Source organism: Herbaspirillum sp. GCM10030257 (assembly GCF_042666555.1).
Taxonomy (GTDB): Bacteria; Pseudomonadota; Gammaproteobacteria; order Burkholderiales; family Burkholderiaceae_D; genus Noviherbaspirillum.
On record NZ_JBHTDH010000030.1, the window covers coordinates 34,445 to 47,832 of the forward strand.

Below are 13,388 nucleotides of genomic sequence, written 5' to 3' on the forward strand. Positions count from 1 at the left end.
AAGCCCGGTCCCCACCGGGCTTTTGCTTTTTTCGGCCACTTAAAACGTTAAGTTTAAGTAGTCATGATTGAATCTCCATCTTCATTTTTTGTAAGTCATTGATTTTAAATCGTTCCCGACTCGGGAAAACTGATCTAGCCGTTTTTCAGCGAGTTGACGCGCTTTTCAATCACTTCCCGGATTGCATTGCTCAGTATCTCCGCTTCTTCATCAGACATGCAATCAACGCGAATTGTCTTGCTAATTGTGCGAAGGGTCGCGTACTTTGCCTTTCCCAGCTTGAAGCTTGTAGGCTCGGCTTTTAAAGGGGCAACCTTTTCTTTGCCGCTGTCAGTTGCGAACTTGACGGCTTCTGCTTCCAGCTTTAACTCGCCAACAGCCAGTTTCCGAAGTCCCTGCACTACATATTCGTTGCGGCCTTTTTTGCTCAGAGCACTAAGCGCTTCAGCCGCGCTTGCTCCAAGTAAATGTGGCTTTTCGGCGAGCATGGCGTGCGCCTCTGCCGGTAAATCCTTGAACGCTAATAGACGTCCGAGTTGACTATCGGAAATTCCAACACGAGATGCGAGTGTCTGCCGGTCAAGCTGCGGGTGTTTTGCAATGATTCGCTCGTAGCCCCGAAACTTGTCATAGTCCGGTAGCTTCGCTGCCAGCGCGTTTGCAAAAAACGCCAAGTCCTCCGCCTCGTCATCGGTTGCATCAGCTAGCCAAGCCTTAATCGTCGTTCGGCCAAGGTCCCGATACGCCTGAACACGGTTGTGTCCGGATACAACTTCGTATTTCCCGTCTCCGGTCACGCGCACCGTAATAGGCGACGCGAGGGGATTATGCGCAAGGTTGTTTTTTAAATCTTCATATTCTTCATCAGTCAGCTTACGGCGGCGCCCCGGTACTTCGGTCAGCGCATCCAGTGCCACTTCCAACGCCCCGCCTTCTTCCTTGGCGCTCAGGAGTTGTGCTTCTAACTCCTTCATACGGCTTTCTGCTTCCTCCGCACGCTTGACTGCCTGGTCGCGCTGGAGAGCGAACTCCATTACCTGTCCGGGAGCACTGCGGATCTTTCCCGGCTCAGCTCCGGCATCTTTGGTAGGTGTCACGCCGGCAGTAAGCGCTGTCAGTTCCGCAAATTTCTTGCTTACCATTACGACCTCCATCCGAGGGCAATTTTTTCCAGCACCTCGTCACACAATTTGTCCATCGGTTCCTTGAATCGGCGATACGCCTCAGTCGTACCTTCTGCCTTGCTCAAGTCATAAATAGTCTTTAGCTGAGCCGACGCCATGCGTGCTGCCGCGCTCTCGGGAATCTCAATGGCATTGACATGACGACCATACGCCTGCTTCATCCATGGTTTCACAAGCCTGTGCCCATCAGTCGGCTGAACCTTTGTCATCACCACAGTCATGAAGTTGAATTCCTTGGCGGCAAGATTGGCATCATACTTTTTGAAGCTGGTTGCCAGATCCGCAAACAAACCCCAGAACTGCACGCTCGAGGCAAAATCCAGAGCATCAGGCGGGCAGGGCATTACCAGGCCGTCGGCTGCCAGCATGCCATTCATGGTGAGGTGAGAAAGGCTAGGCGAGGTATCGAAGATAATGACGTCAAAGTTCTTGCGTAAAGGTTCTAGTCCGCGTTTGAGTACGTTCCAGAAATCAAATCCGGGATTGTTGACGGCCCGGCCAGGCAAAGCAAACTCCGCAGCAAGGATAATGCTCGAAGCCGGGATAAGGGAAAGGTTGTGCCAATAAGACTCCCTCACCGCGTAACCTAGGTCAGGCTCATCGCCATAGATGAAAGGCATGATGGTCTGTTCTTCTTCAACGTGCTCTTCCGGATTGATCCCGCAAAGCTGTGTAGCGGTGCCTTGGCCGTCGAGGTCAATAAGGAGGACCTTTTGCCCCCGTAACGTCATGCCTTGCGCAAGAGCCATAGCCGTGCTGGTCTTTGCAACACCACCCTTGTAATTCACAACCGCAACGGCGATTCCATTTTTGTCGTCCGGACGTTTCGGCCATTGACCAATGGTCGTCGACCAGTGGATCACTTCCTCCAATGTGTACTCATGAGCCTTAGAGCCAGGAACCTTTTTTCCATAAGGAAGCTTATACTTATCGGAAAGGTGGCGGATCTGGGTCTTATCAACTTTACAGAGCTCAGCTATATACGGGCTGCTGAAAGTGGGAGCCTGTTTGGTGGGATTGGGCTTCTGAAGAAGGCGATGCACCTGATCTAATACGCTGCGCGCCTCGGTCGCAATGGTGGCGAGCCCGTCGAGCGTAATGCGTTCAAGCTCTGCTACTTTTTCTTCTACCGTCGGAAGTTCCATTATTCATGACCCCGTTCATTATTGAGAATTTCAGCATTTTTGATAAAGTAGGAAAAATGCTGAACTTACGGAATAATAACGTTAACTCTCCTTGTCGGTATACCACTTTTTCCTGTTTACTAATGTTCTGTAGCATCACGAAAAAAGGATAATTCTCCGCTGACGCGCGCTATGTTGGCTGACGTCGCTTGGAATGCGACGATGCTGGTCCATTACCATGACTCGTAGAGCCGGTTCATCGCCAAACTTGTGCTGAAATTGTTGAGGGAAAATTCAGTATTGCCCTACGGTTTGCAATCTCGGCTGAGTCACCTACGACGGCAGCCGCTCGTGGGGAGCGATATTGCGTCCTAGAACGTTGATTTTGCAAGGGAAAGCTCAATTAGGGGAACTGCCGCTATAACCGGAGACTGTGTTGGTATGGAAATGTGCGACCAATGATAATAAAAATCCACACGCGTCCCCGAAAACAAGTTGTGAGCGCTTTACAAAGCGCTACTTCTCTAAAGCCAGGACGTTCACGGACGAACTACGATCCCGCCAGACGGAGTTATCCTTTCTGTTGGTAGCCGTCAAGGAGAGCAGTTAAAACCGGAGGCACCGCTAGGCAACGCATTGCCAGTGATCGTCATGCTTTTGCTCTCGTCGCGGAGAGCAGTTAAAACTAGAGGCAGCCGTTAAGCCAAACTTGGAGTTACATTTATTGTCTCGCTAGCAATCAGGGAGGTTGGGATGCGGATAATCATCGAGGCGCGAATTGAAGACAATGGAGGCGGTAGCGAACGGATCCGATTGGTTGACTTGGAACGAGCGGATGGCGAACTGAAGCAGTTGGGGTTGAGAGTTGGGGTTGAGTCTGGCGGAAGGCAAAAGTCTGATGTACGAAGCGCAGCGCGCTTTAGTCAACGCCCAAGCGCACGGTTTTGTGGCCGCTTCCAGGACTTGCCTGCAGTGCGGCGCAACGTTGTCAATCAGAGCCAAGCATACGATCCGATATCGAACGGTTTTCGGCAAGGTGACGATTGACAGCCCCCAGCTGCGTGTCTGCAAGTGCAGCCAAGACACGACCAGCAAGTCATGCAGCCCGCTCGCATTGGTGTTACCACGGCGCGTCAGTCCTGAACTGGAATACCTTCAGGTCAAGTGGGCTGCGCACTTGCCGTATGCGGTTGCCACCACGCTCCTAAAAGAGACATTGCCGGTCGATCAGGCGATCTCTACCTCCGGGGTCAGGAACCGCGTATGGGTGGTCGGTCAAGAACTGGACGACGCGGCCGAAAAGGCGATTCGTGGTGAGCGCGCTTATCCGCCTACAGATAGCAAGGTCAAGATCGTTGCCCTGGCGGTGGATTCAGCATGGTTGCGCCACCGCCCGTCACGCCAGGAACAAGACGAAGCCAAACTTGCGCAGTATTACCCGTCGAAGCGGCTTCCATCAAATGGACGACACGTGAACATTATTGCCGGCCGGGCGGTTCACGAAGATGGCCGTTGTAAAGTGTATGGGTACGTCAACTGGGAGGTTACATCAGCAGCAACGCGTCTTAATCATTTTCTCTCGGAGCAGGGCGCTGCACAGGACCAAAAGATAACAATCGTCTCTGACGGCGCAGGCGAATTTGAAAAAGCGGTCGACGGATCCCAAAGGCCGTTGACCCGCATTCTGGACTGGTTTCACATTGCGATGAAATTTCGCGCGATCGAACAATCGGCACAGAAGTTTCCGGACCTGTGGGCACCCAACGGACGTTTGGTACAAGACGAAATCGCGTCAGCGAAATGGTTGACGTGGCATGGCAAAGGGGCTGAAGCAGTCGAACGACTGAAAAGCATCTATGACATGCTTGACCTAACGCCGGAGGACGCAGCGTACAGGGCGTTATCGTGGAATCTGCGCGGGACGTATTGGTACTTGGAATCCAATGCCCGATATCTGATCAACTACGGATGGCGTTATCGGCGCGGCATGCCGATCAGCAGCAGCATCGCCGAATCGGCAGTCAACGAAGTCGTCAGCTTGCGTTGCGCGAAAAAGAGGCAGATGCGTTGGACTAACAAAGGAGCACACCTTCTCGTTCAGGTTCGAGTAGCGGTGCTAAACGGCGAGCTTAAAATGCGTGACATGCCTGATCGGCGGCGAAACCTCGCTGAGCAAAAGCATGACGATCATTGGGAATGTGTTGCCTAGAGGCGCCTCTGGTTTTGAATGCTCTCAGTAATTCTGGCTATTTGTAGCTTTGACTTTGGCGATTCGGGTGTGTGCTTTGTCGGCATGAGAACACTAACAACGTTCTTTCAGAAGCCAGTGCCAATGGGTCGCCCGCGCGGAACACGGACAATCGGCACCTAAGGTCTCAAGATTAGACAACGACTTCAATGCTTTGGTGAGACAGCTTTCAGTCATTGCGTTTGCCCGAGGCTAATCCATCGATCCCGTTGTATTGAGAACGGCCAGCCTATCTCGGACTTGAGGGAGACAAAACCTCGTTACGTATTGGGTCAAAGTGATGTGCCCCCAATAAACAGTGCCATGTGGATCTAGTAAAGTTCGTTTGCCGCGCCGCGGCGAGGGGATCGGCGCTTAGTCTGCGGCTTGCGGACGGCAGCTTGCGAGCGCCAATCAGTACATAGCCGTACCTTGCATGCTGCACCTCAATATTGGCGTCCCCGCGGGTGGGACTGATGTAGACCTGAAGAAAATTCTGAGGATAGTATGAGTCACATTCGGGTCTACGAAGACCACTATATGGATACAGATTGGTATATCTACTTTTGGGCTTCCGCCAAGGGCGCCCTAGAAAATCTTCGTAGGACCGCTTAAAAGAACTGCAGCAGCTACCCGCCTAGTTCGGTGCAACCTTAGTCCTTCACTATCTGAATTTTACCCGCGTTTGTTCGCACCCCATCGGTAGGCCTCTTCCCTCATAAAATCGATCCAAACTTGAACCTTTGCAGGGACAAGCTTACGCGCTGGATAAACAGCATAAAGCTTAAGCTCCGGACGCTCTACTTCTTCCAACACTTCCACGAGCCTTCCATCTTCAATTTCCGGACGAGCGACAAACTCGGGTAAGACCCCCAATCCTTGACCTTCTATTATGAAATGCTTCATGAACGGCGTGCTGTTCATGCGCCATGTGCTATTGACGGCGATATGGGATTGATCTGCCGTACGAAGTGGCCAGCGATTATGTCCTGAGGCATATGAATAAACGAAGCACCTATGCTGTTGAAGATCTTGTGGAGTCGCCGGCACGCCGTGCCGCTTTAGATACCGCGGGGCCGCACATACCATGATCCTGAATGAGGCTATAGGTATGCCTACGTAACTGCTATCTTTGAAATCGGTTGTCAGACGTAGTCCACAATCGAATCCTTCCTTCAGGAGATCGATTTGTTGATCCGAAAGGGTAAGATCCAGATCTAGCTCGGGATAGCGCTCCCCAAATGAGGCCATCACGGGTCCAAGGTCGCATAGGGAAAATGACAGCGGTAAGTTAATGCGCAGCCGACCTTTTGGGAAATTGCCCCACTCTGCAACAAGGGATTCTGCACGATCCATGTGTTCAAGTATTTGGACACAGTGCACATGATATGCACGTCCGGCCTCAGTTAATTGAAGCCGTCGCGTGGTTCTTTGCAGCAACTTTGCGCCCAAGCTCTGCTCAAGTTGCATTACTAACTTGCTTACGTAAGAGCTTGAGAGTTCTAACTCGTGTGCGACTCGAGTGAAAGAGGCGGTTTCCGCAACACGAGAAAACACCCTCATAGCAACCAATTTGTCCAATTTTCCCTCTATGTCCGGTGGCCGATTATCCACTGATAGTGCGAAATGTTACCACTAGATCAGGATTTAACTTGCTGACCGCATACTGCATGATGACGTGCATACACCTTTCACCTAGCAGGGCAAAACCATGACTAAGAAGATTTTGATTGTGATCACGTCACACAATCGGTTAGGCAATACAGGGCGCCGAACCGGTTTTCATTACGAAGAATTGGCTACGCCGTTCCGCCGGTTCCATGAGGCTGGATTCAGTATTCAAATCGCTTCATTGAAAGGCGGGTTGCCGCCACACGATCCAAGTAGTTTGGAATTGCTTGAGACCGTGCCTGACGACGTTGTATGGTTCCGTGCAGATCAACTAGCGATGGCGTTGTTAGGTCAATCCTCGGCCGTGTCGGAAACCGATTTTTCGGAGTTTGATGCAGTGTTCTTTCCCGGTGGCCATGGCGCAGTATTCGATCTTCCGTACGATAAGGTGCTGACCGCGAAGCTCGGGAAGTTTTTCGATGCCGGCAAGCTGATTGGCGCAGTTTGCCATGGCCCGTCAGTCCTTCTGAATACGCGTGGCGCAAACGGACTTCCTATTGTAGAGGGTTTGAGGGTCAATGCCTTTACAAACGCTGAAGAGACTGCGGTGCAGTTGACTGGCGTCGTTCCTGTACTACTGGAAGATGGCTTGCGAGAACAAGGCGCACGGTACGTCCATGGGGGCCTCTGGGAAAGTTTTGCGGTGAGGGACAAGAATCTCGTAACCGGCCAGAATCCGCAATCTGCAGCTCGTGTTGCGGAGCTGATGATTGAAGTGCTTCTCGAAAAATAGAACAGCCGTTAGATAATTATAGGGAACCGGTTCATGTATAAGTCGATTGTAAAGTATGTCTCTATAGCGACGCTTATTGTCTGCGGCTCGGTCCAGGCAGAAGCTGGGACAAGCGGAGCTTCTCTTGAGAGATGGCGAACCTATGAAGGAGTTTCATGGGAGCGGGCGTCGGATTCTAATTCCCCAAGTCGGTATGCGCAATCAGTCACCGCGCCGATAGCGGGGTTGCACTTCAGTAAGGACGGTACTGCGTACGTGAGCACGCCGCGACTGTTGTCGCCAAGCGCTCCCGCAACGATCAGTATCCTGGACCTAAACGCGACTGCTGGGCCGGCCCGCTTGACCGCTTTTCCATCGGTTGATGTCAACGCTGTTGATGGCGATGTGAAAACCTCTCTTCGAAATGTTTTGGGCTTCCATGTTGATCACCGCAACAATTGGCTTTGGGCTCTCGATATGGGGTTTATTGCTGGCGAGTCCGAAGCTCCGGCTGGTGCGCAAAAGCTGATTGTATTTAACCTGAAGAGTGGGACGTTGGTCAAATCCTTTCCCCTTGATTCTGTGGCTGATCGACGAGGCAGTTTCCTTAACGATGTCGCCGTGGATGAAGTGCGACAAGTTGCATACATCTCGGATAGCGGCTTCCGTAGTGCACCTGAGAATATGTCAGGAATCATTGTCGTTAATTTCAAGACTTCTGAAGTCCGGCGTGTCCTGCATCAGCATCAATCTGTTCAAATAAAGCGTGATGCAAAGGTCTATTCGCACGGTGAAGAGGTGTGGCCAAATAAGCCGTTACAAGTCGCCATAAACGGAATTGCATTGTCGCCCGATGCTGAAACGCTATATTGGACGGTGACTGCAGGGGACCAACTGCACGCGATGTCCACAGCAGTCTTGAGAAACTTCAAATCGACAGATAACCAGGTGGCTTCGTCAGTACGCAATCTAGGAACGATCGATGGCAATACTGATGGTATTGTCGTTGATCCGTCCGGTAGAGTGTTCATTACAAACGTTACCCACAACGGAATCTCGGTATTTAACCCTAAGCGTAAACGTTCGACTTTATTGGCTTCTGATGAGCGCATCTATTGGCCGGATACTATTACAAGTGGCCCTCAGAATGCCCTTTATTTCACCGCCAGCAACCTTAATAACCATTTTGCTGGCGCGGTAAAAGCCGGAGAAGAACGGTATGAAATATGGCGGCTGCCAGCGCGTGACAGGTCGCTGCGTAAATAGGATCGATGACCGGACCGCGGGCAGTATGTTCCAAACCGCATAACGCTTAATTGAGGCGCGCTCATCACAAGCTAAGCTGGGCCTTCAGCCAGGCCCACAGCGCATGGTCTCTACGTGACGTCGAACATAGGTTGTCGTTCATCGATTGGTCCGCACTCGAGACTATGCATTGGTGAGAGTGGGTTCGACCCATGCCTAAAGGTCACCAGTTTGGCTGACGACTTCGCTCCAATGCCTTAGGTCGCTTTTTTAGTGCTTCTTTGTCTATTTTTTTGGATCCATAATGAGTACATTATTCCAACCGTATGCGATGGCTGAACACAAATTGGCTAATCGCATCGCCATGGCGCCTATGACAAGGGCCCGCACCGCGAAGGGCGTCCCAAATGACTTAATGGTCGCTTATTACAGGCAGCGAGCTTCAGCGGGTTTGATCGTTACCGAAGGCACATCGATTTCCTCTACTGCCGAGGGTTTTCTCTTTATTCCCGGCCTGTATCGGCAGGACCAAGTACAAGGGTGGCGGAAGGTAACCGATGCTGTACATGCCGAGGGGAGCACCATCTTTACCCAGCTTTGGCATGTTGGCCGAGTGAGCCATGTTTCGAATCAGCCAGGCGGGATTTCGCCAGTGAGCTCGACGGGTCAAATTGCCAAGAATGCCCAAGCTTGGGGTATTACCGCAGACGGGACACCGGGCGCAGTTGACGTATCCAAACCGAGGCCCCTCACAACTGATGAAGTTCGCGGTGTAATTTCCGATTTTGCCAATGCAGCAGCAAATGCGATCGAGGCCGGCTTTGATGGTGTCGAATTACACGGCGCGAACGGATACTTGATTGAGCAATTCTTGAATCCGCTCGTCAATGACCGGACAGATGCCTATCGTGCCGATACACTGGAGAACCGTACTCGGTTTGTACTTGAAGCCGTTGACGCGGTGATCGACCGGATTGGTGCAGGGCATACGGCGATTCGTCTTTCACCCTATGGGGGGTTGTTTGACATGCCTTACTATCCTGAGGTCGATGATACCTATCTTTTCCTGGCGGACGAATTGAGCCGACGAAAAGTGGCTTATGTTCATCTGATGGACCAAAAGTCGCGTGGCAGTACAGCTATCCCGGATGCGTTTCTGTCGGCATTCAGAGATCGTTACCAAGGTACGCTCATCTTGGCTGGCGGAATGACACGGGAGCGGGCAGAAGAATTGATCGCCAGCGACCTTATTGATATTGCTGCTTTTGGCGAGCCATTCATCGCCAATCCTGATCTAGTGGTGCGTTTGAAGAATAGTTTGGCGTTGGCCTCCGCCGATCGATCGCACTATTACGGCGGCGGCGCGCATGGTTATATCGACTATGGTCCGCATGGAGTCAGTGCTGCCTAATGGTTCGCAATGGCGTCTGATATCAAGGTCTGTCGCGCAATCAAGTCGGCGCATACCTTGAGGACGAGGAAAGTGACGGTTTATGCGCCGTCTGGGCTGTGCCGACCAGGATAGTACTGTCTTTCGTGTTAGCCGGCGCATACCGCCGTCATTGCCTCAATCAATCGTGTAGGGAGTGATCATGCAGCAGCTAGTCCTAGTTTTTGCCCATGAAAAGGATGCTTTGCTTGAAGCTCTGCGTCGTGATCTAAGAGCTGAGCAGGCTAACGCTCGGTCGGGTACAGGCTTCGAGCTATATCATCGCCAAAATGCCAGAAACGCAATTAGGCTGCCGTAGAGCGAAGTGATTTTGGCTGCATTTTTTGAGACTTGCCGCTCTTAAGCCGCCGATTTTCAGCCAAATTTACTAGCTTTACAAAAAGAAGTAAATTTGGAGTTTCGTATCAGAGGGAAGTAATTCTGGCTGTTCGTAGCTTTGACTTTGGCGTTTCGGGCGTACGTTGTCGGCATGAAGAAACTGACAACATGCTTCCAGGCTCCTGTGTCAATGGCACGGCCGCGAGGGACACGGAGAATCGACGTCTACGGCCTTAAAATCGGCCGTCGTCTTCAATGCTTCGGGGAGGCTGCCTACAGCCAGTGGGTTTTGCTCGAAGCAAGTCCATCGATCCAGCTGTATTGCGAACGACCGGCCTATCTCAACTTCGGCGGAGCCAAGATCCTGGCAGACTATTGGGTCAAGGAGGACGATCGTGAATCACTGCTGCTTATCGGTGAAAGCGGCCAAATATCTACAACAACGATTGGCTCAACACAATATGAAGTAAGGACGATCCCAAGTGCTGAGCTTGCCGCCATGCGCACATGGATTGAGAACTGGGAGCGAATGCTGCCAGTGATTACTTCATACAGGGATCTTCTCACGGATTCCTTCTTCAAATCGGTCGAGAAGTTCGTTTCCGAACCAATGCAACTTTCATTCATTGAAAGGGAATTGGGAACATCAGATCTCACTACGGTGCGCGCCGCAGTTTTCACCTTGCTTCACCGTGGCCGATTGGATGCTCCACGCTTGAGGACCGAACCGCTCTCATTCTTGTCACATTTCGAACCGCGGAATGCCAAGCCATGAATCGACGTCGCTGTGACTTCCTGCAGATTGATTTGAGTACGTGGCCTGCGGTAGATCACCACGCCTTGCCGGTTGAGAAGCGGAAAGCGTTCATGGCACGGGCCAAGGCAGTCGAGCTCTATGTCTGTGGAATGACGTTACGGGAAATTGCTACTCAAACGGGTATCCAGAGCCGCCAGCTATATTGGTTGCTGGATCGCTGTCTGAGGCAGGCTGAAGACGGACAGATCTTTGGATTTCGTGCATTGCTGAAAAGCCGGCATGTTGAACCCTATACCCGTAAGAGCGATTTCTCGGTCGATAATGTAGGCACAAGGGCCGGATTCGCTGGCGCTTTCGCCATGCTGCTTGAACGGTATCCAATATTAGCGACGTGGCTTGAAACAAAAATCGACCAACGCGCAGTTGTACTTGAACAAATCAGCACAGATGGGAAGCTAAAGACGCGATTGCGAAATCTCAGCAATCTTCATACGGGGTTTATCCAGCAATGTCGTAAGGTAGGCATCACCGGCGCCGACTATCCTCTTAACACCGGGCATAAGGGCATGCGTTCACTCTCCTCCTACGTCAAGAGTGAGTTACTGAGTAAATTCGGGACTGCCGCCCGAGCCGCCGGGGCAGGGCATGTAAAAGGTGTCCCCCACACCGACTTCAGCCCCAGAAGAGGGCCAGCGCGCCCGTATCAGGTTGTGGAGTTTGATGGTCACCGCCTGGATGTACGGTTAAAGATTGTCATTCGAGATCCGCTTGGGTTTGACCAGGAAGTGGAAATCGAACGCATCTGGCTGCTGGTGATAATTGATGTGTGTACCCGCGCAGTACTTGGCTATAACCTTGTTCTCTCGAGAGAATACAGTCGCTACGACGTCATCAAGACGATAGAGAATGCCTTGACGCCGCACGTACGGCGACCCTTCACATTGCCCAATGTCGGATACGGCATGCATGGTGACTTTCCATCCGGACGGTTGCCTGAACTTGGATATGCGGTCTGGGAGCGCGTGCGTTTGGATAACGCTAAGGCGAACCTTGCCGAGGATACCGTTAGCGCTCTGTGCGAGTTCATTGGCTGCGCGGTAGATGCAGGGCCCCCACACCAACCAAACGATCGACCATATATCGAACGTTTCTTCGGTACGGTGGCCAGCACGCTTTCATCACGCCTTCCCGGGTATACCGGGTCCAGCCCACAGGATGTGCGACGTGCACTGTGCAGCCCGAAGGGCAATTTGCGTCTATTCATTTCCCTTTCGGAGATGGAAGAGCTGATGGAAGCATCAATTGCCAACTACAACGCCACGCCGCATGCTGGATTGAATGGCCGCTCGCCACTGGAGGCGATGGAATACTTCATAAGAGGGAAGGGGCACCTGATTTCGTGGCTGCCAGAGCTAAAGCGTCGTACGCTGTGCCTCATGCAAAAGGCACGCCGATGTCGGGTACGTGGTTATCTGGCTCAAGGCACACGTGCACACATCAACCTCTTTCAGGTGCGCTACACGAATGTAACCCTGGCAACCAGCGGCGACCTGTTCGGAAAGGATCTGCGCATCTATTACAACAGCGATGATCTCCGTACTGTACGCGCTTTCCTGCCCGACGGCTCGGAACTCGGGGTATTAAAAGCACAAGGCCTGTGGGGTGAGATTACGCATGACTTAAAGCTGCGGCGGGAAATCCTGAAGAAGCGGGACAGCAAGCGCCTAGAGTTCAGACTCGACCACGATTTCCTGGAAGGCTTTATGCAGGAGAAACGTGCCAAGGCGAAGACCAGTCGGCGTGCTGCGAATGACTTTGAAAGAACAGCGAGAGTTCTATCCAGCGCACCGACCCACTTTAGTGAAGCTGAGCCCGTATCCGATACGCAGCGTCGGCCGGTACCTGAAGACCTTCTACCGCAGCACCAAGGTACTGACACCCCGGAAGAGAAGAGGGACCCAAGCCAGAAGCCAAAGGCCGAGATTCTCACTATCGGTTTCGGCTACACCACGAGTATTTAACCACTACAGCGGTCAGCAAGGAGGCTTATGGCAACCAGAATTGCACGCCCAATCGATCCAGACATGCATCCGATCGCAACCGGCAACTACCGTATTGCTACACCTGCAATCCAGGCGTTCTTTGAACTGGTGAATCGCTGCTTACGATACCGAACTACAGGCGCCTTGATATACGGTCCCTCGCGGATTGGCAAGACCCGGGCGATTGAATACTTGCGTCTCTTGTTGGCTGAAACGCATCCGAAGATCACGACGTACCACCTGCAGGCTGAACACAAACCGCGCCATGCAGAAGGGCCGTTCTTCACCAATCTACTCGACGCCGTCGGATATCCCGAACCGGATTCAGGTTCGAACCCTACGAAACGGATTCGCCTGATTAACAAAATAAAGGAAGCCTGCTCAAAGAACGGAAGCGGCACTGCCATTATGTTTGTCGACGAGGCGCAGCGTCTCGCAGAAAACGAATATGAATGGCTACGCGATGTGCAGGACCATCTTGACCGCATGCAGATCAAGCTGTTCATGTTCCTGGTCGGCCAGCAAGAACTGTATGCAATTAAGGTAAGTATGCAGCGTGCGGGAAGGACGCAAATTGTAGCTCGGCTCATGGTTGACGAGTTCGCCTTCTTTGGTATTCGTAACGCGAACGATGTGGCGACGTGCCTTAGTGGATATG

Annotated in this window: 10 protein-coding genes; 7 read left to right on the top strand and 3 right to left on the bottom strand. The window is 52.1% G+C overall.

The annotated features are described in order from the left end of the window. Positions 1–134 precede the first annotated feature (134 nt). Positions 135–1,142 (bottom strand): ParB/RepB/Spo0J family partition protein, encoded by a 1,008-nt coding sequence (locus ACFQUU_RS25260; protein WP_382250886.1) that lies wholly within the window; start codon positions 1,140–1,142, stop codon positions 135–137. Further along, the gene (locus tag ACFQUU_RS25265; RefSeq protein WP_382250887.1) at positions 1,142–2,329 is read right to left on the bottom strand and encodes a ParA family protein; all 1,188 of its coding nucleotides are present in this window, start codon (positions 2,327–2,329) and stop codon (positions 1,142–1,144) included. Before ACFQUU_RS25265 ends, ACFQUU_RS25260 begins: the two co-directional genes overlap by 1 nt. A gap of 850 nt (positions 2,330–3,179) precedes the next feature. On the opposite strand from ACFQUU_RS25265, the gene ACFQUU_RS25270 reads away from it, so the two are divergent. Continuing rightward, on the top strand, positions 3,180–4,517 hold the full coding sequence (locus ACFQUU_RS25270) for an ISKra4 family transposase (RefSeq protein ID WP_382250888.1): 1,338 nt from the start codon (positions 3,180–3,182) through the stop codon (positions 4,515–4,517). A gap of 693 nt (positions 4,518–5,210) precedes the next feature. On the opposite strand, the gene ACFQUU_RS25275 is transcribed toward ACFQUU_RS25270, so the two are convergent. Next, positions 5,211–6,098, bottom strand: coding sequence for a LysR substrate-binding domain-containing protein (locus ACFQUU_RS25275; protein ID WP_382250895.1), 888 nt, complete (start codon positions 6,096–6,098; stop codon positions 5,211–5,213). A 148-nt stretch (positions 6,099–6,246) separates the two neighbouring features. Between ACFQUU_RS25275 and ACFQUU_RS25280 the strand changes: the two genes are divergently transcribed. From ACFQUU_RS25280 to ACFQUU_RS25305, 6 genes are all read left to right on the top strand, one after another. Beyond that, positions 6,247–6,939 carry a type 1 glutamine amidotransferase domain-containing protein gene (locus ACFQUU_RS25280; RefSeq protein WP_382250889.1) on the top strand — a complete coding sequence of 231 codons (693 nt, stop codon included), beginning with the start codon at positions 6,247–6,249 and terminating at the stop codon, positions 6,937–6,939. Between the two features lie 33 nt (positions 6,940–6,972). Further along, positions 6,973–8,184, top strand: a complete 1,212-nt coding sequence (locus ACFQUU_RS25285; RefSeq protein ID WP_382250890.1) for an L-dopachrome tautomerase-related protein — start codon at positions 6,973–6,975, stop codon at positions 8,182–8,184. A gap of 283 nt (positions 8,185–8,467) precedes the next feature. After that, positions 8,468–9,574: an alkene reductase gene (locus ACFQUU_RS25290; RefSeq protein ID WP_382250891.1), complete on the top strand. Its 1,107-nt coding sequence runs from the start codon at positions 8,468–8,470 to the stop codon at positions 9,572–9,574. A gap of 508 nt (positions 9,575–10,082) precedes the next feature. Continuing rightward, the gene (locus ACFQUU_RS25295) at positions 10,083–10,706 is read left to right on the top strand and encodes a hypothetical protein (RefSeq protein WP_382250892.1); all 624 of its coding nucleotides are present in this window, start codon (positions 10,083–10,085) and stop codon (positions 10,704–10,706) included. After that, positions 10,703–12,709, top strand: coding sequence for an integrase (locus tag ACFQUU_RS25300; protein WP_382250893.1), 2,007 nt, complete (start codon positions 10,703–10,705; stop codon positions 12,707–12,709). The genes ACFQUU_RS25295 and ACFQUU_RS25300 overlap by 4 nt, the downstream gene beginning before the upstream one ends. Before the next feature lie 27 nt (positions 12,710–12,736). Beyond that, the coding region (locus ACFQUU_RS25305; protein ID WP_382250894.1) for an AAA family ATPase at positions 12,737–13,388 on the top strand (652 nt) is incomplete at its 3' end.

Bases quoted from the DNA above. Each gene is read 5' to 3' on its own strand.
- ACFQUU_RS25285 (WP_382250890.1), top strand. From the start codon at position 6,973: ATGTATAAGTCGATTGTAAAGTATGTCTCTATAGCGACGCTTATTGTC.
- ACFQUU_RS25265 (WP_382250887.1), bottom strand. From the start codon at position 2,329: ATGGAACTTCCGACGGTAGAAGAAAAAGTAGCAGAGCTTGAACGCATT.
- ACFQUU_RS25300 (WP_382250893.1), top strand. From the start codon at position 10,703: ATGAATCGACGTCGCTGTGACTTCCTGCAGATTGATTTGAGTACGTGG.
- ACFQUU_RS25290 (WP_382250891.1), top strand. From the start codon at position 8,468: ATGAGTACATTATTCCAACCGTATGCGATGGCTGAACACAAATTGGCT.
- ACFQUU_RS25280 (WP_382250889.1), top strand. From the start codon at position 6,247: ATGACTAAGAAGATTTTGATTGTGATCACGTCACACAATCGGTTAGGC.
- ACFQUU_RS25275 (WP_382250895.1), bottom strand. From the start codon at position 6,098: ATGAGGGTGTTTTCTCGTGTTGCGGAAACCGCCTCTTTCACTCGAGTC.
- ACFQUU_RS25295 (WP_382250892.1), top strand. From the start codon at position 10,083: ATGAAGAAACTGACAACATGCTTCCAGGCTCCTGTGTCAATGGCACGG.
- ACFQUU_RS25260 (WP_382250886.1), bottom strand. From the start codon at position 1,142: ATGGTAAGCAAGAAATTTGCGGAACTGACAGCGCTTACTGCCGGCGTG.